This is a genomic window from Variovorax sp. YR266, assembly GCF_900107295.1.
Taxonomy (GTDB): domain Bacteria; phylum Pseudomonadota; class Gammaproteobacteria; order Burkholderiales; family Burkholderiaceae_C; genus Variovorax.
Map to the genome: position 1 here is coordinate 352,454 of NZ_FNPM01000006.1, position 24,178 is coordinate 376,631.

26 protein-coding genes are annotated in these 24,178 nt (G+C 66.1%); 11 read left to right on the top strand and 15 right to left on the bottom strand.

Annotated features, from left to right (window positions below; all coding sequences use genetic code 11):
• The first annotated feature begins 4 nt into the window (after positions 1 to 4).
• Entirely contained in the window at positions 5 to 925 is a 921-nt protein-coding gene (locus BLW48_RS18245) for a LysR substrate-binding domain-containing protein (RefSeq protein ID WP_093078181.1), read from the top strand.
• Here the strand turns inward: BLW48_RS18245 and BLW48_RS18250 are convergent.
• From BLW48_RS18250 to BLW48_RS18280, 7 genes are read right to left on the bottom strand one after another with little or no spacing between them, the layout of a single operon-like run.
• Positions 907 to 1,893 carry a TRAP transporter substrate-binding protein gene (locus BLW48_RS18250; RefSeq protein ID WP_093176737.1) on the bottom strand — a complete coding sequence of 329 codons (987 nt, stop codon included), beginning with the start codon at positions 1,891 to 1,893 and terminating at the stop codon, positions 907 to 909. The genes BLW48_RS18245 and BLW48_RS18250 overlap by 19 nt on opposite strands.
• 31 nt (positions 1,894 to 1,924) lie before the next feature.
• Positions 1,925 to 2,629, bottom strand: coding sequence for an ABC transporter ATP-binding protein (locus BLW48_RS18255; protein ID WP_176928755.1), 705 nt, complete (start codon positions 2,627 to 2,629; stop codon positions 1,925 to 1,927).
• Complete coding sequence (locus BLW48_RS18260) at positions 2,622 to 3,353, bottom strand: ABC transporter ATP-binding protein (protein ID WP_093078184.1); 732 nt, start codon at positions 3,351 to 3,353, stop codon at positions 2,622 to 2,624. Before BLW48_RS18260 ends, BLW48_RS18255 begins: the two co-directional genes overlap by 8 nt.
• Positions 3,350 to 4,384 carry a branched-chain amino acid ABC transporter permease gene (locus BLW48_RS18265; RefSeq protein WP_093176738.1) on the bottom strand — a complete coding sequence of 345 codons (1,035 nt, stop codon included), beginning with the start codon at positions 4,382 to 4,384 and terminating at the stop codon, positions 3,350 to 3,352. Before BLW48_RS18265 ends, BLW48_RS18260 begins: the two co-directional genes overlap by 4 nt.
• Positions 4,384 to 5,262: a branched-chain amino acid ABC transporter permease gene (locus BLW48_RS18270; protein ID WP_093078187.1), complete on the bottom strand. Its 879-nt coding sequence runs from the start codon at positions 5,260 to 5,262 to the stop codon at positions 4,384 to 4,386. Before BLW48_RS18270 ends, BLW48_RS18265 begins: the two co-directional genes overlap by 1 nt.
• Complete coding sequence (locus BLW48_RS18275; protein ID WP_093078188.1) at positions 5,259 to 6,506, bottom strand: ABC transporter substrate-binding protein; 1,248 nt, start codon at positions 6,504 to 6,506, stop codon at positions 5,259 to 5,261. The genes BLW48_RS18270 and BLW48_RS18275 overlap by 4 nt, the downstream gene beginning before the upstream one ends.
• A gap of 58 nt (positions 6,507 to 6,564) precedes the next feature.
• Complete coding sequence (locus BLW48_RS18280; protein WP_093176740.1) at positions 6,565 to 7,353, bottom strand: putative hydro-lyase; 789 nt, start codon at positions 7,351 to 7,353, stop codon at positions 6,565 to 6,567.
• A gap of 169 nt (positions 7,354 to 7,522) precedes the next feature.
• Here BLW48_RS18280 and BLW48_RS18285 point away from each other — a divergent pair, with 169 nt between their 5' ends.
• From BLW48_RS18285 to BLW48_RS18300, 4 genes are read left to right on the top strand one after another with little or no spacing between them, the layout of a single operon-like run.
• Positions 7,523 to 8,452, top strand: coding sequence for a LysR family transcriptional regulator (locus BLW48_RS18285; RefSeq protein ID WP_093078190.1), 930 nt, complete (start codon positions 7,523 to 7,525; stop codon positions 8,450 to 8,452).
• Between the two features lie 35 nt (positions 8,453 to 8,487).
• Positions 8,488 to 9,252: a 5-oxoprolinase subunit PxpB gene (pxpB, locus tag BLW48_RS18290; protein WP_256330809.1), complete on the top strand. Its 765-nt coding sequence runs from the start codon at positions 8,488 to 8,490 to the stop codon at positions 9,250 to 9,252.
• On the top strand, positions 9,249 to 10,262 hold the full coding sequence (locus BLW48_RS18295) for a 5-oxoprolinase subunit C family protein (RefSeq protein WP_256330810.1): 1,014 nt from the start codon (positions 9,249 to 9,251) through the stop codon (positions 10,260 to 10,262). Before pxpB ends, BLW48_RS18295 begins: the two co-directional genes overlap by 4 nt.
• Before the next feature lie 51 nt (positions 10,263 to 10,313).
• Positions 10,314 to 11,066, top strand: a complete 753-nt coding sequence (locus tag BLW48_RS18300) for a LamB/YcsF family protein (protein ID WP_093176742.1) — start codon at positions 10,314 to 10,316, stop codon at positions 11,064 to 11,066.
• Between the two features lie 61 nt (positions 11,067 to 11,127).
• Here the strand turns inward: BLW48_RS18300 and BLW48_RS18305 are convergent, their stop codons facing one another.
• Genes BLW48_RS18305 through BLW48_RS18330 form a run of 6 tightly spaced genes read right to left on the bottom strand, consistent with a single transcriptional unit; the run spans position 11,128 to position 16,688 of the window.
• On the bottom strand, positions 11,128 to 11,418 hold the full coding sequence (locus BLW48_RS18305) for an FmdB family zinc ribbon protein (RefSeq protein WP_371127554.1): 291 nt from the start codon (positions 11,416 to 11,418) through the stop codon (positions 11,128 to 11,130).
• Positions 11,387 to 12,799 (bottom strand): dihydropyrimidinase, encoded by a 1,413-nt coding sequence (hydA, locus tag BLW48_RS18310; RefSeq protein WP_093176743.1) that lies wholly within the window; start codon positions 12,797 to 12,799, stop codon positions 11,387 to 11,389. The genes BLW48_RS18305 and hydA overlap by 32 nt, the downstream gene beginning before the upstream one ends.
• Positions 12,800 to 12,827: 28 nt before the next feature.
• Positions 12,828 to 13,763, bottom strand: coding sequence for a dihydrodipicolinate synthase family protein (locus BLW48_RS18315; RefSeq protein ID WP_093176745.1), 936 nt, complete (start codon positions 13,761 to 13,763; stop codon positions 12,828 to 12,830).
• 12 nt (positions 13,764 to 13,775) lie between these two features.
• Positions 13,776 to 14,924: an NAD(P)/FAD-dependent oxidoreductase gene (locus BLW48_RS18320; protein WP_093176747.1), complete on the bottom strand. Its 1,149-nt coding sequence runs from the start codon at positions 14,922 to 14,924 to the stop codon at positions 13,776 to 13,778.
• On the bottom strand, positions 14,921 to 16,369 hold the full coding sequence (locus BLW48_RS18325) for an FAD/NAD(P)-dependent oxidoreductase (RefSeq protein WP_093176748.1): 1,449 nt from the start codon (positions 16,367 to 16,369) through the stop codon (positions 14,921 to 14,923). The genes BLW48_RS18320 and BLW48_RS18325 overlap by 4 nt, the downstream gene beginning before the upstream one ends.
• Entirely contained in the window at positions 16,362 to 16,688 is a 327-nt protein-coding gene (locus BLW48_RS18330) for a (2Fe-2S)-binding protein (protein WP_093176750.1), read from the bottom strand. The genes BLW48_RS18325 and BLW48_RS18330 overlap by 8 nt, the downstream gene beginning before the upstream one ends.
• Positions 16,689 to 16,892: 204 nt before the next feature.
• On the opposite strand from BLW48_RS18330, the gene BLW48_RS18335 reads away from it, so the two are divergent.
• From BLW48_RS18335 to BLW48_RS18350, 4 genes are read left to right on the top strand one after another with little or no spacing between them, the layout of a single operon-like run.
• Positions 16,893 to 17,726, top strand: coding sequence for a transporter substrate-binding domain-containing protein (locus tag BLW48_RS18335; RefSeq protein WP_093176751.1), 834 nt, complete (start codon positions 16,893 to 16,895; stop codon positions 17,724 to 17,726).
• A gap of 17 nt (positions 17,727 to 17,743) precedes the next feature.
• Positions 17,744 to 18,412, top strand: coding sequence for an amino acid ABC transporter permease (locus tag BLW48_RS18340; protein ID WP_093051931.1), 669 nt, complete (start codon positions 17,744 to 17,746; stop codon positions 18,410 to 18,412).
• Positions 18,412 to 19,101 carry an amino acid ABC transporter permease gene (locus tag BLW48_RS18345; RefSeq protein ID WP_093051929.1) on the top strand — a complete coding sequence of 230 codons (690 nt, stop codon included), beginning with the start codon at positions 18,412 to 18,414 and terminating at the stop codon, positions 19,099 to 19,101. Before BLW48_RS18340 ends, BLW48_RS18345 begins: the two co-directional genes overlap by 1 nt.
• Positions 19,079 to 19,816, top strand: a complete 738-nt coding sequence (locus BLW48_RS18350; RefSeq protein WP_093176753.1) for an amino acid ABC transporter ATP-binding protein — start codon at positions 19,079 to 19,081, stop codon at positions 19,814 to 19,816. The genes BLW48_RS18345 and BLW48_RS18350 overlap by 23 nt, the downstream gene beginning before the upstream one ends.
• Before the next feature lie 28 nt (positions 19,817 to 19,844).
• On the opposite strand, the gene BLW48_RS18355 is transcribed toward BLW48_RS18350, so the two are convergent.
• Both BLW48_RS18355 and BLW48_RS18360 read right to left on the bottom strand, forming a co-directional pair.
• Complete coding sequence (locus tag BLW48_RS18355) at positions 19,845 to 20,633, bottom strand: GntR family transcriptional regulator (protein ID WP_256330811.1); 789 nt, start codon at positions 20,631 to 20,633, stop codon at positions 19,845 to 19,847.
• A gap of 246 nt (positions 20,634 to 20,879) precedes the next feature.
• The gene (locus tag BLW48_RS18360) at positions 20,880 to 21,569 is read right to left on the bottom strand and encodes a GntR family transcriptional regulator (RefSeq protein ID WP_093176754.1); all 690 of its coding nucleotides are present in this window, start codon (positions 21,567 to 21,569) and stop codon (positions 20,880 to 20,882) included.
• A 107-nt stretch (positions 21,570 to 21,676) separates the two neighbouring features.
• Between BLW48_RS18360 and araD the strand changes: the two genes are divergently transcribed.
• Complete coding sequence (araD, locus tag BLW48_RS18365) at positions 21,677 to 23,404, top strand: L-arabinonate dehydratase (protein WP_093176839.1); 1,728 nt, start codon at positions 21,677 to 21,679, stop codon at positions 23,402 to 23,404.
• A gap of 55 nt (positions 23,405 to 23,459) precedes the next feature.
• Positions 23,460 to 24,170 carry a ribonuclease activity regulator RraA gene (locus BLW48_RS18370; protein ID WP_093176756.1) on the top strand — a complete coding sequence of 237 codons (711 nt, stop codon included), beginning with the start codon at positions 23,460 to 23,462 and terminating at the stop codon, positions 24,168 to 24,170.
• The last annotated feature ends 8 nt before the right edge of the window (positions 24,171 to 24,178 follow it).

Consider the following 24,178-nt stretch of genomic DNA (forward strand, 5'->3'; position numbering starts at 1 on the left):
TCCTATGGAGTTGCGCCAGCTTCTGTATTTCGTCACCGTGGTCGATGCCGGGAGCTTCAGCCGCGGCGCGGTGGCGCTCAACCTGGCGCAGCCCAGCTTGAGCAGGCAGATCGCCTTGCTGGAGGCAGATCTCGGGCAACGCTTGCTGGTGAGAACCGGACGCGGCGTGACCACAACGGATGCAGGCGCTGCGCTGCTCGTTCACGCACGCGCGATGCTGGACATCTCCCGCCGCGCCCGCGACGAATTGCAGGAACTGGACGAGAGCCCTGGCGGCCGTATCGTGGTCGGCATGCCGCCGCGGGTGGCCCTGGGCTTGAGCACGCCCCTGATCCAGCAGTTCCGGGAGAGGTTTCCGCGCGCAGTCATCACCATTCTCGAAGGCCTGAGCGTCTCACTGCGCGAATCCCTGATCGCGGGGCGGCTGGATCTGGCGCTGCTGTTCGATCCCGCCGCTTCGCCCCAGCTGAGCTTTCAGCCCTTGATGCGCGAAAAACTATTGCTGGTCGCACCGCCCAAGAGCAAGCTGCCGGCACGTGTCGGACTGGCGGCACTCGCGAACTACCCGATGGTGTTGCCCAGCGCGCCAAACGCAATCCGGCACCTGCTCGACTCCGTCCTTGGCCCGCGTCGCATCGAGCTCCAGGTGCTTGCGGAGGTGGGGGCTGTCCACACCGTGCTTGCGCTCGTTGCAACCGGGGTCGGGTGCACGATTCTTCCGGAGAGTGCCCTCGGCGCACCCGGCGGCGAGGCATTGCCGCGGGCGCCGATCGGGCCGCCCAGCATCTGGAATGCATTGGTGCTTGCGACACCGACCGCGCGTCCGGCCACCCGTCTTGTCCGCGGCACGGCAGAAGTTCTTCAGGAGCTGGATTTCCGGCGCCGCGAGACGGATCCGGGAGATATCTATCGCTTGTCGAAATAGGGAATGAAGACATCGTTGGCGGATACGCCTACTTGCTTCACCCAATCCAGCGAAAAACGTTCCCCGAGACGCTTGACGTCTCGACCGAACAAATAGGAAGGTGATTCGATCTTCATGCCGCTTCGCTTCAACTCTTCCAGGGACTGAGCGGCAACCGATGCGCTGTTGGACCATCCGCGAAGTTCTGCCGCTGCGCTCGCGTTCTTCAATGCCTCGCGCAATGGGGCGCCAATGGCGTCCCATGCCTTCTTGTTGGCAAACACAATGTTCTTGGGAAAGAACGCATTGATTTCGTAGAAGTAGTGCATGGACTGCCATGCACGGCTTTCCACTCCAGTCACGGCGGACGTCATCATGCAGTCGATGCGTCCATCAGCGAGTGCCTTGTTGAGTTCGGTAGCTGGAACATCGACGGCTTCGGTGCCCATGAGCGTTGCGATCTTTGCGGTGTTTGCGTTGAATGTGCGCATTCGCATGCCACGCATATCCCCCAATCCGCCAAGCGGTCGGGTCGAGTACAAGCCTTGCGGTGGCCACGGCACGGCATACAGAACCTCAAGTCCCCGGCTTGCGAAGGCTTTCTCGATCAGGGGACGCTGAATTCGCCAGAGCCGAAGTGCATCGGCATAGCTGTCGGTGATGAATGGAACCGAATCTGCGCCCGCGATCGGAAGGTCGGCGACAAGACTGCTCATGATGACTTCGCCAGCTTCGACTTTTCCATCCTGCACGGCGGACTGAATGGCGTTCAGCGCATACAGGGAGTTCTTGGGATAGACGTCGATATGAAGCTGCCCCTGCGTCGCGAGCTCAACATCCTTGGCCATCGCAATGAGATTGGCCGTGTGAAAGTTCTCCAGCGGGTATCCCGTTGCGATCCGCCAAACGGTTGCACCGCGTGCAGTGGAAAGAGCCCCCGCGCCGCACGCCAGCAGGGTAAAGGTACGACGAGTGACTCGATGGTTCATGAATGGCCTCAGTTGATGCTGCGAAGGAGGGTCACATGCCCAGATACACGCGACGTACTTCGGGGTTGTCGCGCACCTCGGCTGCCTTGCCTGACAGCATCAGTCGGCCTGTCTGCAGCACGTAGGCACGCTCCGCGATCTCCAGGCTTTCAGCCAGGCGCTGCTCGACCAGAAGCACAGTCACGCCAGCCTTGCGAATCGTCAGGACGGCCTCGAAGATTTCGTCGACCAGCTTGGGCATGATTCCTTGCGAGGGTTCATCCAGCATCAGAAGACGCGGCCGCGTCATCAAGGCGCGGCCGATGGCCAGCATCTGCTGCTCGCCACCCGACAGCGTCTCCGCCCGTTGCTTCAGGCGCTCCTTCAAGCGCGGAAACAGCGTGAACACCTGGGCCAGCGGTGCGTCGCGGTCTGCCTTCTTGCGATGCAGGTAGCTGCCCAGGCGCAGGTTGTCTTCCACCGACAGGCGCGGAAACAGCCGCCGGCTTTCGGGAACGAACGCCAGCCCGCGTGCGGCGATCTGGTGGCCGGGCAGGGCATCGATGGCCTCGCCGGCAAAACGAACCTGGCCCGACTGCGTCTTGACCAGCCCGGCAATCGACTGGAGCAGGGTCGACTTGCCGGCACCGTTGGCACCGGCCACGACGACGATCTCGCCCTCGTTCACGGACACCGAAATATCGGCGATGGCGACCATGCCGGCATAAGCCGTGGTCAGGCCATTGACTTCAAGCAGCATGGCGTGTTCCAAGGTAGGCGGAGATCACCGCCGGGTCGCGCACGACGTCGGCGGGGCTGCCGCTGGCAAGGACGGTGCCCAGGTTGAGGACGATGGCGCGGTCGACCAGCGGCATCACGATCTGCATCACGTGCTCGACCATGACCACGGTGATGCCCGCGTCGCGCACGCGCCGGATCAGCTCGACGCCCATTTGCGCTTCGCTCGGCGTGAGGCCCGTGAGCACTTCGTCGAGCAGCAGCAGCTTGGGTTCGGTGGCCAGCGCCCGTGCAACCTCCAGGCGGCGCTTCTCGGGTGGCGTGAGTTCGCCGGTGAGGGTGCCGGCCGTGCGCGAGAGGCCGGTGAAGTCGAGCACCTGCAGTGCCGCCAGGCGAGCCGCCTTCGACGAGGCGTGGCGCACGAAGCCGCCGACCATCACGTTCTCCAGCACCGTCATGGAATCGAAGGAGCGCGGGACCTGGTAGGTGCGCGCAATGCCGAGCGCACAGCGCCGCGTGGCCGGCAGTTCGGTGATGTCGCGGCCGTCGAAGCGGATGCTGCCCGAGGTCGGCAGATAGGCGCCGGCGATCAGGTTGAACAGGGTCGACTTGCCCGCGCCGTTGGGCCCGATCAGCCCGAGGATCTCGCCCCGGTGCACGCGGATGCTCACGTCACGGTTCGCGACGAGGCCGCCGAAGCGGCGCGTGACGTCGATCGTCTCCAGCAGAATGTCGATGCTCATCGTGCAGCCTCCCGGATCCGGGTCTTCTTTGCGAACAGCTTGATCAGCCCTTCGGGCTTGAGCAGCGCCACAGCCATGACGAGGCCGCCGTACAGCATCAGGTCGAGGCCGCCACCGGAGCCGCCGACGTAGCTGCGCGTGAACTCCGACAGCGGCACGAGGATCGCAGCGCCGAGGATCGGCCCCCACAGCGTGCCGATGCCGCCGAGTACCACGGGCAGCACCATCAGCAGCGAGAACCTGAAGTGCATCACGCTGTCGGGATCGACATAGGACACGAACGCCGCATAGAAGCCGCCGCCAATCGCGGTGAAGAAGGCCGACAGCGCGGCGGCCGCCATCTTGGACCGGAACACGGTCACGCCGAGGCTTTCGGCAGCTTCGGGGTGGTCCTTCACGGCGCGCCACCAGTAGCCCCATTTCGAGCCTTCGATGAAGAAGGTCAGCAGCCAGGTCACGACGAGCAGCCCGAGCGCGAAGAAGATGTAGGGTGTCTTGTCGCGCGCAAACTGCAGCGTGGCCCAGTTGTCAGGGCCGAAGGGCCATTGGATGCCCGTGGCGCCGCCGAGCCAGTCCCAGTTGTGGACGATCAGCAGGCCCATCTCGGCAATCACCAGGGTCGCGATCGAGAAGTAGTGGCCCTTCAGCCGGAAGGTGCCGTAGCCGAGCGCCAGGGCCAGCAACACCGCCAGTCCGCCACCGGCGAGCATGCCGAACCAGGGCAGCACGCCGTAGCTCACATAGAGCTTGCTGACCGCATACGCACCAACGCCGAAGTACAGCGCGTGCCCGAGCGAGATCTGGCCGCAGTAGCCGCCGAGGATGTTCCAGCTCTGGGCGAGGGCGGCGTACATCAGCGTCAGCACGATCACGTTGCGCAGGTAGGCGTTCTTCACCAGCAGGGGCAGCAGGGCGATGAGTGTGAACACCACCACCGCCTCGATGAGCTGGCGGCGCCGATGCCGGGTGACGCCGGCCAGCAAAGAAGACGAAGAAGACGGCACGGCCGCAGGGGAGGATGGAATGGTCATCAAAGCTTCCCGAACAGCCCCTGCGGGCGAAGAAAGATGACGACCAGATAGAGCGCGTAGATACCCATCGATTTCATGGCCGGCGGCAGGATGTTGGCAGTGAGGGCTTCGACCAGCCCGACGACGATGCCCGCGACGAGCGCGCCGAATACGCTGCCGAAACCGCCGAGCGCGACAGTGATGTAGGCGATGGTCGCAAAGCCGGCTCCCACCTGGGGATGAATGGCGTACGAGGTCGCGAGTACCGCGCCTGCCACGCCGACCAGCGCCGCACCCAGGCCCCAGCCGAGCGCGAACACGCGGTTGCTGTCGATGCCGACCAGCGCGACCGCGCCCTTGTCCTCGCGCGTGGCCTCCAGCGCCCGGCCGAAGTCGGTGCGCGTCATCATCAGGTACAGGCCGCCGAAGGCGACCAGTGAGATGAGGCCACCGAAGATCTGCGACCAGGGCAGGAAGATGCCGCCGAGGTCGAGCGTCTTCGCGCTGAGCCAGGTGTGGTCGACATTGCGGAAGTCCGGCGTGAAGAAGAACTGCGCACCGCCCTGGATCAGCGTCGCCAGGCCGAAGGTGGAGAAGATCTGGACCATGCCCGTGTTGACCTTGGAGCGCATCGCATGCCGCACCACGCCCGCATAGACGCTCGCGCCGACGATGAACATGACGGCCGCCACCAGCGGCAGCGAGAGCACCGGATCGAGGTGCGCGAACACCGCGAAGCCGAAGGTCGCGTACATGGCGAGCATGAGGAACTCGCCGTGGGCGAAGTTCACCACGTCCATCAGCCCGAAGATGAGCGAGAGCCCGGCGGCGATGAGGGCATAGATCAGCCCCATCAGCAAGCCGGTGGCCAGGATCTGCGGCAGGGTGGAGGCGGTCATGGGTTCATCGGCCAGACCGGCGTCGCGGTTGCGACTTCGAACGGAAACACCGTCGAGAACTTGCCTGCCTTGAACTGGATCAGCACGGGGCTGGCAAATGTGTTCTGGCCCGTGGCGTCGAACTTCACGCGCTTCCACGGCATGATGGTTTTCTCGCCGGGAATGTCGGTGGCAACCAGCGCTTCGCGGATCTTCTTCGGCTCGACCGATCTGGCGCGGTCTATGGCCTCCGCCAGCACCATCATCGCGGTGAACACCCGCGAGGTCTGGTCGTTGAGGTCGCGTCCGGCGCGCGCCTTGAACATGTCGTTCACGGCCTTGGCCGACGGCCGCTTGTCGCCCATGTCAGCGGAGAAGCTGGCGCGCGAGATCATGCCCTGGAGCTTGTCGCCTACCGATTCGAGCGTGGGCTTCTCGATATAGCCGGCCGCTTGCGTCACGAGGTTCTTCGGCTTGTAGCCGATCGACGCCATCGCATTGGTCAGCAGGATCGCATCGCTGGTGTAGCTGGAGGGCAGCAGGACGTCGGGGTTGGCCGTCTTGATCTGCTGCGCCTCGGCGCTGAGCGAGGGCGAGTTGGCGCGGTACTTGATGTCGCAGGCGATCTTGTAGCCCCGCTCGTTGGCCAGCTTGCGCTGCACGGCGGACGAGTCCGTGCCGAAGATGGTGTCTTCGTAGAAGATGCCGACGCTGCCGATCGGCTTGCCCTTGCTCTTCATCGCGTCCATGAAGTCGAACATGGCCTCGCTGAACATCTCGTCATGCGCCGAGGTGCGAAAGAAGTACTTCAGGCCGCGCCGGCTCAGGCTCGGGGAAGACGAGTCGGCGCAGAGATAGGGCACCTCGTAGCGCTCGCAAGTGGCGCTCACCGTGGCGGAGACGGCCGAGTGGAATGCACCCACGATGGTGCAGACGTTCTCCTGCGTGATCAGGCGTTCTGCCTCGGAGCGGCCCTTTTGCGGGTCGCCCTGGTGGTCGGCGTAGACCACCCGCACCTTTGCGTTCCCAAGGCCTGCAAGGCCGGCATTCCGGGCACCCGGCAGGTCGAGCGTGCTGGCGGTGTTGATGATTTCAAGTGCGGTGTCGATCGCGTGCTTGCTATCCACGCCGACCTGCGCGCTGGACCCCGTCAACGGGTAGATCACACCGATGACGACCTCGCCTTTCTGGGCCAGGGCCTGGGTGAAGGCGCCGTTCAATGCCACGGTGCCGGCAATGCCAATGAGGGCTTGTCTGCGTTTCATGAATGAATCTCCGGTACTGCAGGGGTGAATCGGGAGGAAGCGTGAAGGCGATGAAAAGTCAGAACACCGCGAGGTGGCTGTTGCGGACGTCCGAGACCAGCATCTGCCCAGGCTTGTGGGTGATTGCAAGTTTCGGGCGCGCTGTGCGAATTGCGCGTTGCGGTGTCACGCCGCAAGCCCAGAACACCGGCACTTCGCCGGGCCGGATCTCGGAGCGCTCGCCGTAGTCGGGCTGCTCGATGTCCCGGATGCCGATGGCCGCCGGGTCGCCGAAATGCACCGGTGCGCCGTGCACGCCAGGAAAGCGCGATGTGATCTGGATCGCCCGGATGGCCTGCTGCGGCGTCATCGGCCGCATGCTCACGACCATCGTGCCGCCGAAGCGGCCGCTCGGGACGTTGGCGATGCTGGTGTCGTACATCGGCACCGTGGTGGCCTGCTCGATGTGGCGTATCGGCAGTCCGGCCTCCAGCAAGGCTTCTTCGAAGGACATCGAGCATCCGATGACGAAGCCGACCATGTCGTCGGTCCACAGTTCGCGCAGGTCGAGCACTTCGCCGGCCGGCTCGCCGTCGCGGAAGACGCAGTAGGCCGGCGCATCGGTGCGCAGGTCTACCTCGCCGAGTTCGGGCACGCGCCAGTCGCCGGGCTCGCTGACGCCGATCACCGGGCAGGCCTTCGGATTGAGGCGGCAAAAGCGCAGGAACTCTTCGGAGAATTCGCGCGGCAGGATCGCCAGGTTGCCCTGTGTATAGCCGGGGCTGTGGCCTGCGGTCGGGCCCCTGAAGCGGCCTTCCCGAATCTCGCGGCGCAGATCGTCAGGATTCATCCAGATCGTGGAGTTCATCGGGTTCTCGAGGGAAGTGAGCAAGGAATTTGCTTACTGTAGAAATCGCAGTGCACCGCGTCCATCGAGGAATTTGCGCGGGCACTGTTCAGAGAAATTGAACAGCGCACGCCCCACACCGGGGAATGAGGCTGCAACGTAGTGCGCTCGCGCACTGGATCAGGAGCAAGTGAACACCAAATTCATCGAGACCTTCGTGATGCTGGCCCGCATCTGCAGCGTGCGCCGCGTGGCGGAGCACCTCAATGCCACGCCCGGGACCATCTCGATGCGTGTGCGCAGTCTCGAGGAGGAACTGGGCGTCACGCTGTTCGACTACGACCACAAGACCATGCGCATCACGCCGGATGGCGCGCGCCTGCTGCGCCATGCCGAAGGTGTGCTGGAGGCAACGCGCGCCATCCAGGCTGCTGCGGCAAGCGGCAGCGCAATCGGCGGCCGCATCCGGGTCGGCGTGCTCGAGACGGCCGTGCACACATGGTTGCCCGACTTCATGAAAGCGATGCGGACCCAACTGCCGCAGGTCGAAGTCGATCTCACGGTCGACCTCACCGTGGATCTGGCCGACCAGTTGATGCGGGGCACCCTGGACTTCATCCTGCGGGTGAGCAACGAGGTCGGCAGCAGTTATTCGGTCATGGAAGACCTGATGTCGTTGCCGATCCACTGGGTCGCCAGGCGCGGGCTCATCCCCAAGCGCGACGCACTGCGCAAGACCCTCTCGCACCAGTTGCTGACGCAGGTGCGCGGCACGACACCGCACATCGCCGCGGTCAATCTCGCGCAGCAGCTCGCGGCGCGCCAGGGCATGGCGCAGGGCGATCTGCGCATCTCCGGTTCACCGTCGCTGGCGGCATTGGTGTCGCTGGTGCGGGAAGGCGTCGGTGTCGGCATCATCCCCGGCTTGCTGGTCAGGGAACACATCGAACGCGGCGAGCTCGTGGTGCTGCCGTTGCCCGCGCCACCCTCACTCGGCGTGGCGCTCTCGCACCAGTCCAATGCGACGCCCATCGTGCTGCGCACCGCCGACATCGCGCGACAGGCGTGCAAGGCGTATTGCAGGCGTTGCGGCTCCCAGTGGGTGCAGCACCTCGGCTGACTGGCATACCAAACCTGAAAATACCTTCAACCAACATGCAAGATGCGATGCCGACGATTCCTCCCGGTCGGGCCAGCGGCTCAGCGCACCGTCTCACGGGCTGGCAAATCGAACCGGTGGGCGATCGATGCCTCCTGGTGCGTCTGGGCGATCAGGTCGGTGCAGAGACCAGTCGCACCGTGCAGAACGTCGCTGCATATCTGTCATCGGCAAACCTGCCTGGCGTGTTCGATGTGGTGCCCGCATTCACGACCGTGGCCCTGCACTATCAGCCGCTCGCATTCGCGCGACGCCAGGGGGCGGCGTCCCTGCAGCTGGCACGGCGCATCGAGCGGCTGCTGGGCGGTGATATTCCCACGCTGCCAGTGAACGACCAGGTGATCGACATCCCCGCCTGCTATGGCGGCGAATACGGTCCCGACCTGGAGGATGTGGCCCGGCGCTGCGGCCTGACGGCCGACGAAGTCGTCAGTCTGCATTCCGCGACGCCGATGTCGCTCTACGTCTATTTCTTCTCTCCGGGCAACCCGTTCTTCGGTCCGGTCGATCCCCGGCTGAAGGTCCCGCGCCGCGCGACGCCGCGCCTGCTCGTGGAGGCAGGGTCGGTCGCCATCGCCAACGGCATCACGTCCATCTACCAGACGGCGCTGCCCGGCGGCTGGAACGTGATCGCCCGTACCCCGTGGAGCATGTTCGATGTGACGAAGACCCCGCCAACGCGGATGCAGCCCGGCGCCCGGGTGCGCTTCCATCCGATCTCGCCTTCGCAATTCGCGCAGATGCAGGAGCCCAGGTCATGACCAGGAGCTCGTTCGCGCACATGCAGGTTCTGCAGCCGGGCATGTTCTCGGTGGTGCAGGACCTGGGGCGCCTGGGCCATCAGCACCATGGCGTTCCGGTGACCGGTGCCATGGACGAGTGGTCGCACCGGGCTGCCAACATGCTGGTCGGCAATGCCGACGATGCGGCCGTGCTCGAATGCACGCTGACCGGCCCCGCCGTTCAATTCAGCCGGGACACGCTGCTGGCCGTCTGCGGTGCGCAGGTCCGCATCACCGCTGGGGACCGGCCCGTTCCCATGGGTTGTGCCGTGCTGTTACGCCGCGGCGTGACGCTGGCTTTTGGCGAGCGCAGCAGCGGCGCCCGGATGTACCTGGCGGTGCGCGGCGGCTTCGCGACGACGCCCGTGCTCGGCAGTCGCAGCACGTATCTGCCCGGAAACTTCGGAGGTCACGAGGGGCGGGCGTTGCGCAAGAACGACCGGGTGCCGCTCGCTGCGTCGGACCCGAATGCGCCCACGCTGGCGCTCGAGCGCATCCTGGTGCAGAGCGGCCTGCCGTTCGTGGCGGCAGCGCGCATCGACACCGAACTGCCGGACGGGTCGCCCGAAGGCGTTCGCTTCATACCGGGGCCGCAGTGGAACGCCTTCTCTGCCGAGGCGAGAGAGCGTTTTGTCAGCCAGCCCTTCGCGATCTCGTCGCGCTCCAACCGCATGGGCTACCGGCTCGAAGGCCCCGGCCTGCAGCTCACGCAGCCGCTGGAGATGATTTCGGAGGCCACGAGTTTCGGCACGGTGCAAGTGCCGCCCGACGGCCAGCCGATCGTGCTGATGGCCGACCGCCAAAGCGCGGGCGGCTATCCCAAGATCGCCTATGTCGCGAGCGCCGACCTCCCGCGCCTGGCCCAGGCGCTTCCGGGCGCGTCCATCCGCTTCACTCCGGTGGCCCAGCAAGCGGCCGAGCAGGCATGGCTCGATCTCGAAGACCGGCTGGCGCTGGTGCGGGAGATGGCCGCGCACGCGCTCGCCTGAGCCCGCATCGAGCCGCACGCGCCCACTCACAAGGAACAAGGAAACACAGACATGCCATCGATCGACATCAACTGCGACATGGGCGAGAGCTTCGGCCCCTGGGTCATGGGGCAGGACCTCGAGATCCTCCCGCACGTGACCTCCGCGAACATCGCCTGCGGCTTTCATGCGAGCGACCCCGACACCATGCTGAAGACCGTGCGTGCGGCCATTGCCAACGGCGTGGCGCTGGGTGCCCATCCCGGCCTGCCGGACCGCCAGGGCTTCGGACGACGCGCGATGGACATGTCGCCGGCCGAGGTCTACGCGCTGGTGATCTACCAGGTCGGCGCGCTGCAGGGCTTTGCGCGGTCCCAGGGCGCATCGCTGCACCACGTGAAGACCCACGGCGCCCTCTACAACATGACCGTGCGGCAGCCGGCGCTCGCCGAAGCGGTGGCGCAGGCGGTGTTCGATTTCGATCCGACGCTGCAGCTCTTCGTGGCGAACAGGAACATGGCCCAGGCCGCGCGCGACAAGGGCCTGGCGGTGTGCTCCGAGGTCTTCGCAGACCGCAGCTACCAGGACGACGGCACGTTGACGCCGCGCTGGCAGCCGGGCGCCATGATCGAGGATGTCGAGCAGGCCATTGCACAGGTGCGGCGCATGGTGCTCGAGGGTGTCGTTCGCTCCGTGAACGGCGTGGACGTGCCGGTGACCGCCGACACCCTTTGCCTTCACGGCGACCAGCCCGGCGCCGTCGTGTTTGCCCGGCGAATCCGCGAGGCGTTGCTGGCCGACGGCATTGCCATCGCGCGGACCTGAGCGTTTTCCACTGCACGCCCTTGCTGCGGTCGGCGCGGCCTGCCTGGTCCCGCCTGGAGGTTCAGGCACCGGCTCGCGGACAGCAGGCGCAAACGCCTCTCTGCCGGAGTCGCCGATAGCTCGAACCGTCGCTCTGCGCCGCAGCATGCCGCAACTTTTCGCCGCTTCGCTGCCCACCCAGTAAAGCCGGCACGCTCAGCACGCGGCCGGACTCCGACCCGCATGCAGGGCAGGGCGCTGGCCGATCGAACAGGGCCATCGGCCGCCGTTCGACGAATGGTCCGCAGCGCGGGCAGGCGTAGTCGTAGGTGGGCATGGAGCTACCAGCCGCCCGATTCACCACGCGCCACATAGCGGCCGCTGCCGGTCTTGCCGAGCCATCGGTCGCCGTCGACGATGAGTTCGCCGCGCAACAGCACCTTCTTCACCTGCCCCGTCACGCCCCGGCCTTCGAACAGCGTGAAATCGCAGTTTCCGTGCTGCGTCTTCGCCGAGATGACGTGCGGCGCATCGGGGTCGAAGATCACCAGGTCGGCATCGCTGCCGACGGCGATCGTGCCCTTTTGCGGAAACAGTCCGAACAGCTTCGAGGGCGCCGTGGACACCAGCTCGACGAAACGGTTGAGCGAGATGCGGCCGGCGCGCACGCCGCCGTCGTAGAGCGTCGCCATGCGTGTTTCCACGCCGGGTACGCCGTTGGGAATCTTCGAGAAATCATTGCGGCCGTACGGCTTCTGGTTCACGCGCCCCAGGTGCCCTTCCTTCATGCAGAAGGGGCAATGGTCGGTCGAGACCAGCTGCAGGTCGTCGGTGCGCAGTGCGGTCCACAAGGCCTGCTGCGACTCCTTGGAGCGAAGCGGCGGACTCATCACGTAGCGCGCCAGGTCGAAGTCTTCGCTGTCGTAGGCGCTGTCGTCGAAGAACAGGTAGTGCGGACAGGTTTCGGCAAACACCGGCACCCCCATGTCCCGGGCCTCGACCACATGCTTGAGCGCCTCCCTGGCCGATAGATGGACGAAGTACACGGGTGCGTCGGCGAGCTCGGCGAGCTTGATGCCGCGGTGCGTGGCTTCGCCCTCCATGATCGCCGGCCGTGTGAGCGCGTGGTACTTGGGTGCGGTGTGCCCCTGCGCGAGCGCCTCCTTGATGAGGAGTTCGATGATGGTCCCGTTCTCGGCGTGCAGGGCGATCATGCCGCCGTGCTGCCCGACCATGCGCATGGCCTGGAAGATGGCCGCGTCGTCGACCATCACCGAACCCGGGTAGGCCATGAACATCTTGAAGCTCGAGACTCCTTCATGCCTGATCGCGTGCTGCATGTCGGCCAGCGCCTGGTCGTCCACGCCGGTCACGATGACATGGAAGCCGTAGTCGATGCAGGCCCCGTCGGCGCCCTTCGCGCGGGCCCGCTCGATGGCCTCGAGCACGCTCACGCCCTTGCGCTGGAAGGCGAAGTCCACGATCGTCGTGGTGCCCCCGAAAGCGGCCGAACGCGTGCCCGACTCGAAGCTGTCGCAGGTGGTCGAGTCGCCGAAGGTGTTGTCCATGTGGGTGTGGCAATCCACCCCGCCGGGCAGCACCAGCATGCCGGCGGCGTCGATGACCTCGACGTCGGCTCCGACATCGAGTGCGCGGCCAATGGCGACGATGCAGCCATCGTCGATCAGCAGGTCGGCGGTGTAGTCGTCCACGGCCGTGACGATGCGGCCGTTGCGGATGATCTTGCGGGTCATGGGCGGGGCTCTCCTTGGTCGGCTCGGTTCAGGCGTGCACGCCGGCCTCGGCCAGCGCACGTTCCAGTGCCGCGACTTCATCGCGCGGCAGCGGTCCTATCGGGGGGCGCATGGCGTCGCTCGGAAAGCGGCCCAGCAGCTTGAGGCAGGTCTTCAGGCGCGCCGTGGCATATCCGCCGGGCGCGGTGCCGTAGATCGCCTTGGCGAGCGGGTAGATGCGGTCGTTGAAGTTGCGTGCCTGCGCGAGGTCGCCACGCTTGATCGCAAGGTCGAGGTCGATCACCAGTTCGGGAACGACCGCGGCCAGGCTCACCAGGCTGCCTTCGCTGCCGATCGCGAAACAGGTCAGCAGATGCTCGTCACCCGAGGCCATCATCGCGACGTGCGGCGCCACCCGCTTCACCAGGCGGCGGTTGGCCTCATAGGCCGCCGCCTCCCAGCTTCCTTCCTTGATGCCGACCACATGCGGCATCTGGGCGAGCTCTGCCAGCACCTCGGGACGATAGGCGAGGGTGCCTGCGTTGACGCCGGCCTGGTAGAGCATCAGGGGCATCTGCGCGTTGGCATTGGCAATCCGGTGGTGCGTCACCGCCATGCGCGAGTCCTGCGAGAGTGCCCACGAGAACGGCGGGAAGACCAGCGCGGCATCGGCCCGGGCCGCCTTGGCGTCGTCGACATGGCGCTGGGCCTCGAAGCTGTCTTCGGCATTGATGCCGCACACCAGCAGCGATCGTTCGCCGCAAACCTCGAATGCGATCTCGGTCACCCGGCGCTTTTCCTCGCGCGAGAGCGAGAAGTTCTCGCCGGCATGGCCGTTGATCAGCAGGCCCTTCATGCCCGGCACAAAGGCGTTGGCCTCGAGATGGCGCGCCAGCGTCGCTTCGTCGATGCGGCCGTCGTCGAGCAGCGGGCACAGGGTGGCGGCATAGATGCCGTGGAAAGCTTCGGGTTGTTGGGGAATCATGGGAACGGGTTATCAAGTGCCGGGCATCGGCATGCCCAGCAGGCGGGCGGGATCGAAAAGAGGCAGTTCGGGCTGCTGCCCGAGGATGTGCTGGGCCATGATCCGGCCCATGAACGGACCGCTGGTGTAGCCCGAGTGGGCGCTGCCGACCACATAGGCCCGCGGCACGCCGGGCACGTCGCCGATGATCGGCATGGCGTCGGCCGTCTCGGCCTCCAGGCCGAGCCAGATGCGCGCGATGCGGGCCTCGGCCAAAGCGGGGAGGGCATAGGCCGCCAGGCGCATGTTGCCCACGAGATTCTGCGGACGGGCCTCGACGCCACCGCGCTCGCGGTCGCCTTCGCCCTGCCAGCCGCCGCCGATCAGCACAGTGCCGTTGGCAAACTGCTTGAGCGACAACAACCCGTTGGCGACGCTGAGCACGGTGCGCATCACCGGTCGCACGCGCTCGGTAATGATGAGCTGGTTGATCAGCACCTTGATCGAGATCTGCACGCCGAGCCAGGCGAGCATGTTCTCGATCCACACCCCGCCCGCGAGGACCACGCGCGTCGCCTGCAAGGGCGGCCGGCTCGCCGCGCCGCCAAAGCGGATCACATGGCCCGCGTCCCCGGAGTCGACGCCCTCGACGGGCGCGTTCTCGAGCACGTCGACGCCGGCAGCCGTGAGCGCATGGCGGAAGGCGCGGCCCGTGAGATAGGCGCTCGCGAAGCCATCGATGTCGCAGTAGCCCGCCTTCAGCAGGCCGGGGTGCACGCCGGGCTCGATCTCTCTCGCGCGCGCCGGCGAAATGACTTTGATCGGCGCGCCGTATTCGCGGCGCGCCTTGGCGCGCAGTTCGACCAGTTCGCACTCGGCCTCGGTAAAGGCCAGCGTGAGGCCCGGCACATGGGTCGCGAGCACGCTCATGCCCAGCCATTTCTCGGCGTCCATCCACATTTGCCAGGCGCGCATTGCATAGGGCACCAGCGCGGCGCGTGTCATGTGCAGCGTCAGCGTGCCGGCGTTGACGCCGGATGCCTCGCGGCACAGGGGCCCGCGATCGACCAGCGCGACCCGCATGCCGCCTTGCGCGAGATGCAGCGCGGTCGAGCAGCCCATGACGCCGCCACCGATCACGACCGCGTCGTATGCGGCCGAGGAGCGCACGTTGCCGCTCACAGCGGCGCCGCCTTCGGGATCGGGATGTCGGCATAGGTGTAGTTGCCGGCCACCTCGGCGAGCGAGACCGGACGCAGCGGGGCCCGGCCCGTGAAGCAGCCCACGGCTTCGCGGCTGCCCGCGTGAGCAGCGAGCAGGGCGCCCGCGATGTCCCCGCAGGTGCGGCCCTGGCAGGGGCCCATGCCGCAGCGTGTCCAGGCCTTGAGCTGGTTCATGTCGCGGGCGCCGTCGCGCGCGGCAGCATCGATCTCGGCTCGGGTCACGTCTTCGCAGCGGCAAACCACCGTGTCGGGCGCAATGCTCGCGACGGCGCCTTCGCGCAGTGCCATCAGACCCGCCATCGCGCGCCCGAAGCGGGCGGGCTTGTGCCATTGCGCGAGCAGTCGATCGCGTTCGCGCGAGTGGGCCTCGGCCGTCAGTCGACCCAGATCGTGGGCGCAGGCCACGGCGGCAAGCTCGCCGTGGGCGCCGGCTGCGGCGGCACCGGCAATGCCAGCCCCGTCGCCCGCGACGTACAGACCGGCGACGGAGGTGCGGCCCTGCGCATCGGTCTCGGCAATCCAGCCGCCACGCGCCGCTTCGTAGCGGTGGCGCGCGCGCAGCAGCCGGGTGACGTCGGTGCCGGGCACAAGGCCGTGCCCCACCGCAACAGCGTCCGCCTCGAAAGCCACAGGCGCGGCATGCGCAACGGGCGCACCGGTCATGTCGACCTGCCGCGCGTGAATGTGGAATCCGTCGCCGAGCGCTTCGACCGACGCGATGCCGTGGCGATAGAGCAGTGGCACACGCGCCTTGCGCAGGAGCGCCTTCCATTGCACGCCCTGCCACAGCAGATCGGGCCGGCCTGCCAGCGAGGGCAGGGTCTGCAGCCAATCGGACCGGCTGGCCAGGTCCAGCACGGCAGCGACCTCGCCGCCGGCCTTGAGGATGCCACTGGCCACAGCCAGCAGCAGGGGACCGCTGCCTGCCACCACCGTGCGGCGCCCGGGCAGCATGTTCTGCGACTTGAGGAGGATCGTGGCGGCGGCCAGGCCGATGACGCCGGGCAGGGTCCAGCCGGCGAAGGGAACGACCCGCTCGGTCGTGCCCGTTGCCACGAGCAATGCACGCGGCTGCCAGCTTGTCACGCCCTGGGGGCCGATCAGGTCGGTGCGAAGGCTGCTGCCCACGTTCCACACCTTGTGGCCGAACAGGCATCGGATGCCGGAACGGCTCAGTTCGGCACGCAGGGCGTCGCCCTGTACGGCTTCGGCCGAGGGCCGAACGTCTGCCGTCCGCGTGAAGCCCGGAGGCAGGGGGCGCCACACCTGTCCTCCCGCGTCGGAGTTCTCATCGACCAGCAGGACGTCGAGGCCGCAGGCCTGCGCGCGCAGCGCGGCGCGTGCGCCGGCCGGTCCGGCGCCGATCACCAGCAGATCGATGGGGGAAGGGGGCGCTTCAGCCAAGGCGCTGCTCCCTGTAGTCGAGCGATTCGATCTCCAGGCCCGCCGCCGCCGGCACCTGGCAGGCCGGTAGCTTGCGCCCGCCCACCCATACGAGGCATTCCTGGCAGGAGCCCATGAGGCAGAACATTCCGCGCGGTGCGTTGTCGCGCGGACTGCGCCGGAGTTCGCGCTGCCCTGCGGCAAACAGCGCCGCCGCGACGCTCTCGCCCTCGAACGCGTCGACCGTACAGCCATCGGCCATGAAACGCACCGCAGGTCCGCGCTGCACCGCCTGGTCGGCGCGCAGCGATGGCATCGCAGAAGTTGAGCTTTTCGTCATGAGAGGAAGTGACGGAATGAACGGGTAAACGCGAACTGGAAGCCTGGACTGGACCGCTCGAAGTTTATTGTATACATTCAATATATATATCTTATATTTTTTGAAGACAAAATGCGATCTGGCATTCGTCTTGCATCCGTTTTTCCCGACATCCGGGCCGCTTCGGCGACTGGTTCAACCTTCACCCTCTAGGAGTCTTTCTCGATGAAGCAGATAAGGAACACCATCCGCCGCACCCTCCTGGTTGCCGGATCGCTCGCGCTGGGTTCGGCGCTGATGGGCCTGCCGGCCACGGGCTCGGCACGCACGCTCGATGAAATCGTGGCCAGCAAGAAGCTCGTGATCGGCGTCAATCCGACCTTGCCTCCACTGGGCATCTTCAATGACAAGAATGAAATCGACGGCTTCGATGTGGACATCGCGCGCAAGCTCGGCGAACTGCTGGGCGTCAAGACCGAGATCGTGCAGGTCGGCTCGCCCGACCGCATTCCCTTCGTGAGCAGCGGCAAGATCGATGCGGTGCTCGGCGCAATGACGATCACGGCCGAGCGCCAGAAGGTGATCGACTTCACCGTGCCGCTGCACACCGAGGTGCTGGGCGTGCTGACCACCAAGGCCAAGCCCTACAAGGACTGGATGGAGCTCAACGACCCGGCAGTGAGACTGGTCGAGGTGCGCGGTGCCACGCCCGTGAAGCTGGTGCAGGAAAAACTGCCCAAGGCGCAACTGCTGCTGCTCGACAACTACCCCGATGCGGTGCGCGCCATTGCCCAGGGCCGGGCCGATGCAATGATCGACGTGATGGACTTCATGACGGAGCACACGGCCAAGCACAAGGTCGACTGGCGCATCGTGGACGCACCGATCGAGGTCTACTTCTGCGGCATCGGCGTGCAGAAGGGCAATGACGCCTTGCGCGAGAAACTCAGCGCGGCCGTCAAGGAAATGCACAAGAGCGGCTACGTGGACGAACGCTGGAAGAAGTGGTTCGGTGGCCCGATGCTGCACGATCCGCGCACCGCACCGACCTATAAATAAGGCCGCGAGGGGAGGGCATGCAATTCGACTACACACCGGTGCTGGAGCGCCTGCCCTATCTGATCGGCGGCGCCTGGCTGAGCCTGCAGATCGCGTTCCTCGCGTTTGCCTTCGGAATGCTGCTCGGCCTTGGCGGTGCCTCGGTGCGCGCCTACGGCCCGCGCTGGGCGCGACGCATCGTCGGCGCCTACGTGGTGTTCTTCACCAATACGCCGCAGCTGGTTCAGATCTTCTTCATCTTCTTCGCGCTGCCCGATGCCGGCATCCTGCTGTCGCCGTACCAGGCCGTGCTGATCGGCATGACGCTCAATGCCGGTGCCTACCTCACAGAGATCCAGCGCGCGGGCTTCGAATCGGTGCGCCTGCCTGAACTGGAGGCCGCCGAGACGCTGGGCTTCTCGCGCATCCAGACCATCCGCTACGTGATCCTGCCGCACATCGTGCGCGTGCTGTTTCCGCCGCTGTCCAACCAGTACATCCTGATGACCCTCGGCACGTCGATGGCGGCCGTATTCGGTGTCGAGGAACTCACCGGAAGGGCCTACAACATCAACTCCGAGACCTTCCGTTCGATCGAGGTGTTCTCGGTTGCCGCGGTGCTCTACATCGTGATCACGCTGATCGCCACGCTGTCGCTCGCTTTCGTCGGAAAGCGATTCTTCCGCGCCAAGATGAGGTGGTTCTGATGCTCGACCAGATCCTCCAGGAGCTGCCTCGTTTCTTCAGCTACTACAACCTGCTCTTCTTCGCGAAGGCGCTAGGCGTGACCTTTGCCTTGTCGGCCATCGGCTGCGTCGTCGGGTTCTCGCTGGGCTTTCTGCTCGCGGCCGTGAGGCTGGACACCCGGCCGGCAGGCCGGCCCCTGCGCGTTGCTTCGACGGTCTTCATCGAGCTGTTCAGGCGCATCCCCTTCCTCGTGACCCTGATGCTGGTGTTTTTCATCTTCCAGGGGCTCAACGCCGACCTCGCCATGTTCACCGTGGCGCTGATCAGCGTCTGCCTGATCGCCACCGCATTCATCGCCGAGATCGTGCGAAGCGGGCTCGAATCGGTGCACCGCAACCAGTGGGACGCTGCGGCGGCGATGAACTTCAGCTACCTGCAGACGCTGCGCCTCGTGATCGTCCCGCAGGCCTGGAAGATCATTCTTCCGCCGGTCTTCGGCTTCTTCGTCCTGTTCATCAAGGACACCGCGCTGGCCTCGCAGATCGGCGTTGTCGAGCTGGCCTTTGCAGGCAAGACGATGAACAACAAGGGCTTCTCGGCCACGCTTGTCTACGGCACGGTGCTGGCCCTTTATTTCATGCTGTCCTATCCGCTGGCCCGGTTCGGAAAACACCTGGAGAAAAAGCTTGCCCCAACTCGAAATCGTTGACCTGAAGGCCAACTACGGCGCACACACCGTACTCGAGCGCATCAACCTGTCGGTCGACAAGGGCGAGATCGTCAGTCTCATCGGCCCGTCGGGCTCGGGCAAGAGCACCTTGCTGCGCGTGCTGATGGGCCTGCTGCCGCCGATCGAGGGCCAGGTGCGCATCGACGGCCAGGCGCTCGACTACAACGACCGCGAGCAGCTGCGCCGCCTGCGTTCGCAGATGGCCATCGTGTTCCAGCAGTACAACCTGTTCCAGAACATGACGGTGCTCGACAACGTGACCGTCGCACCGATCAAGGTCAAGGGAAGGCCGCGCAAGCAGGTCGAGGACTATGCGATCCAGCTGCTCGAGAAGGTGGGCATGGGCGCCAAGCTGAAGGCGTACCCTGACCAGCTGTCGGGCGGCCAGCAGCAGCGCGTTGCAATCGCGCGCGCACTGGCGCTGCAGCCGGGCATCCTGCTGCTCGACGAAGTCACGGCCGCCCTCGACCCCGAACTCGTCAACGAAGTGCTGGACACGGTGCGGCTCCTGGCGGCCGAGGGCATGACGATGTTCATCGTCTCGCACGAGATGGGCTTCGTGCGCGAGGTATCGAGCAAGGTCGTTTTCATGGCCGACGGGCACGTGGTCGAGATCGGCGCGCCGCGGCAGATCTTCGACGAACCCCGCGAGGCACGCACCCGCGAGTTCGTCGGCAAGATACTGCGGCACTGATCGGCTCGTGCGCCGCTGGCGGCCCGGCCTACTGCGGGAGTTCGGTCACCAGCCCGTTGCTGAGTCTTGAGAGCGTGTAGCGCGCGAGGTTGCGCAGGTGGGCGACGACCGCCTGTTCGGCTGCCTTCTCGTTGCCTGCGATGTAGGCGTCCAGGATCGCCAGGTGCTCGGCCCTGTCGTCCTCGATGCGATTGAAGGGGTCGACCACCTCGAAGAGGCGGCACAGCACGCGCAGATGAGCGATGGTCTCGGCCAGCATCGCGTTGCCGGATGCACGCGCGAACATGCCGTGGATCTCGTCATCGGCGTGCCAGTGGCTCGAGCCCTGCTGGCTCGAATCCAGGGACAGGATGTCGTCGCGCAGGCGCTGCACCAGGTCTGCAGGCACATGCCCTATGGAGAGCGACACGGCCTGCGACTCGAGTCGTTCGCGCACCTGCAGGCACTGGAAGTAGTGCGACGCCGTGATGCGTCGCACCGCATAGGAGCGCGCGTTGGCCCGCACAAGCAAGCCTTCGCCCTCGAGTCGAAGCAAGGCTTCGCGCAGAGGCGTGCGCGACATCTGGAGCCGTTCGGCCAGGCGCCCCTCCACCAGCACCTCGCCGCCGGTCAGCTCGCGCTGCAGAATGAGCCGCCGCACGACGGCGTAGGCCCGGTCGGTCAGGTTCGTCGAGGCTTCGCCGAAAGCGTCCAGCGCGGTCTTCGCGCGCTTTACGGGCACCTGCGTGGGCTTGCGAGCGCGCGAGACCTTGCCGGGCGAAGCCGTCTTTCCGGGCTTCGCATGCGGCGTTGGCTTGATCGCGGCTTTGGGTTTCATATGATTTGTCTACAAACTGTGTGCAATCGAAGAATGCCACAGCATACGATGTCCCATCGGCTGGTCCGGCAATGTCGCATGGTGATGACCAGATCGCGGCGGTCCTGAACATTGGGCAGGTGTTGGCGACGAACTACCTTGGTGAGTGCTGGTGGAGACCGGGGCGGCGCAGTTGTCGCAGCCAGCGCGTTGCGGTTCGATTTCTGAACGGGGGAGGGGCCTTGCCGAAGTCGAGCGTCCGAAGATTCAGGCGAGCACGTAGTCGGGGTACTGCCGGCAGATCTCGTTCACCGCACTGAGCGTGCCCGACAGATGCTTGCGAAGCGCGGCCTGGGCGGCGGCCGGGTCCTGTGCCTCGATGGCGCGCACGATGGCGCGGTGGTCGCGCAGGATCGCCTCGGTCTTGCCGGCGGTAGGCAGGTGCAGGCGACGCAGCCGGTCGACGTGCCCGGATACGCGGCCCACAAGATCCCACAGGCCAAGGACGTTGCCGGCTTCGTACATCAGGCGATGGAACGCGCGATCGGCATCGACGAAGTCGCCGTAGCGCTGCCCCGCCGACAGCGCCGCCTGCTGGGCGATGATGGCTTTCAGCTGCGCGACCAGCCCGGCTGACTCCTGCTGTGCCAGCTGGTGCACCAGTTCCAGCTCGATGGAGCGGCGCAGGAAATGTGCTTCGCGCGCCGCCGCGATGTCGATGCGGCTGACCAGTGTCGCATGCTGCGGAAACACGTCCACCAGTGCTTCTTCGCTCAGGCGCAGCAGCGCTTCGCGCACCGGCGTCTGGCTCACGCCAAAACGGTCGGCCAGTTCCTGCCGCACCAGCACGGTACCGGGCGCCAGTTCCAGCGAGAGGATGGCCTCGCGCAGTTTTTCCAGCACCTGGGGCGCGGCCAGGCGGGTACGGTCAAGTCGGATCTTGGGAGGGGCACTCATCGCTGTCGATTGTGTCATTGACCCGGCTGATATATTAGTGTTTTAATTCTCGGATTGCGATAGGCGAGGCGGCACTCATGGTGCAGCGCGCCCTGGAGACAACCCTGATGAAACGCCCCTACGAATCCCTTCGCAGCGCCCGCTGGTTCGCGCCCGACGACTTCCGCTCCTTCGGCCATCGCTCGCGCGTGCTGCAGATGGGCTACAGCTACGCCGACTGGATGGGCAAGCCGGTAATCGCCATCGTCAACACCTGGAGCGACGCCAACCAGTGCCACGCGCACTTCAAGCAACGCGTGGAAGACGTCAAGCGCGGCGTGCTGCAGGCGGGCGGATTCCCGCTCGAACTCCCGGCCATCTCGCTTTCGGAAAGCATGGTCAAGCCCACCACCATGCTCTACCGCAACTTCCTCGCGATGGAAACGGAAGAGCTGCTGCGCAGCCACCCGATAGACGGGGCGGTGTTGATGGGAGGCTGCGACAAGACCACGCCCGGCCTTGTGATGGGCGCGCTGAGCATGGACATTCCCTTCATCTACCTGCCGGCCGGCCCCATGCTGCGCGGCAACTGGAAGGGCAAGGTGCTGGGTTCGGGCTCCGACGCCTTCAAGTACTGGGACGAGCGCCGCGCCGGCCGGCTGGGCGAGCAGGCCTGGGCCGAGATGGAGGCCGGCATCGCCCGCAGCCATGGCACCTGCATGACCATGGGAACGGCCGCCACCATGATGGGCATTGCCGAGGCGGTGGGCCTGAGCTTGCCGGGCGCCTCCAGCATTCCCGCAGCGGACGCCAACCACATCCGCATGAGCGCCGACTGCGGCCGCCGCATCGTCGAGATGGTGTGGGAAGACCTCACGCCCGCGAAGATGCTCACGCGCGCCAACTTCGAGAACGGCATCGCCTGCGCGATGGCCATGGGCTGCAGCACCAATGCCGTCGTGCACCTGATCGCGATGTCACGCCGCGCCGGCCATGCAGTGAGCCTCGACGACTTCGATGCCGTCAGCCGCCGCGTGCCCGTCATCGCCAACATCCGGCCCAGCGGCGACACCTACCTGATGGAAGACTTCTTCTATGCCGGCGGCCTGCCGGCGATGCTGGAGCGTATCCGCGGCCACCTGCGGACCGACGCGCGCACCGTCAATGGCCGCACGCTCGGCGAGAACATCGAAGGCGCCGAGGTCTACGACGACGACGTCATCCGGCCGCTCGCCAACCCCATCTATGCCGAAGGCGCGCTGGCCGTCTTGCGCGGCAACCTGGCCCCCGACGGCGTGGTGATCAAGCCCAGCGCCTGCGCGCCGCACCTGCTGCAGCACAGCGGCCGTGCGCTGGTGTTCGACGACTACCCCGCGCTCAAGAAGGCGGTGGAAGACCCCGAGCTGGACGTGACTGGCGACGATATCCTCGTGCTGCGCAACGCCGGCCCGCGCGGTGCCGGCATGCCGGAGTGGGGCATGCTGCCGATTCCGACCAAGCTCCTGAAGCAGGGCGTGAAGGACATGCTGCGCCTGTCCGACGCGCGCATGAGCGGCACCAGCTACGGCGGCTGCCTGCTGCACTGTTCGCCCGAGGCGGCCATCGGCGGGCCGCTCGCACTGGTGCAGACAGGTGACCGCATCACCGTGGACGTGCCCGCACGGCGCATCCACCTCGACATCAGTGACGAGGAACTCGCCCTGCGCAGGGCCCGGTGGACACCGCCGCCGCCGCGCTACGAGCGCGGCTACGGATGGATGTTCGGCCGCCACATCAAGCAGGCCAACGAAGGCTGCGACTTCGACTTCCTGGAGACCAGCTTCGGCAAGCCAGTGCCAGAGCCCGACATCTTCTGATTCGCCTTTCAACCCCAATTCATTTCCCATTTCATTTCAGGAACGGAGACGACACGTGAATCCAGCCACCCGCGAGCTGCTCATGAAGGTGAGCACCGCCACCCTGTGCACGGCCTTGTTCAAGCGCGGCCTGCGCAGCCAGTTCATCCAGGACGTGCGGCCGCTCAACGCGGGCCTGCCCAACATGGTGGGCGAGGCCTTCACGCTGCGCTACATGCCGGCGCGCGAAGACCTGAACCCGATCAGCGTCTTCCTCGACCGCAATCATCCGCAGCGCAAGGCTGTGGAGCAGTGCCCCGAAGGCGCCGTGCTGGTCATCGACAGCCGCAAGGATGCGCGCGCCGCCTCGGCTGGCGGCATCCTGGTCACGCGGCTGATGAAGCGCGGCGTGGCCGGCGTGGTGACCGACGGCGGCTTTCGCGACAGTCCCGACATCGCGAAGCTCGGCTTTGCGGCCTACCACCATCGCCCCAGCGCGCCGACCAACCTCACGCTGCACCAGGCCATCGACATCAACGTGCCCATCGGCTGCGGCGATGCGCCGGTGTTTCCGGGCGACGTGATCGTGGGCGATGCCGAAGGCGTGATCGTCATACCGGCCCACATGGCCGACGAGGTCGCGGCCGAAGCAACCGAGATGACCGTCTTCGAAGACTTCGTGCAGGAAAAGGTGCTCGAAGGTCGTTCCATCCTCGGCCTCTATCCGCCCACTGACGAGCAAAGCCGCACTGACTTCGCAACCTGGCGCCAGGCCAAGGGCCGCTGAGCCCATCG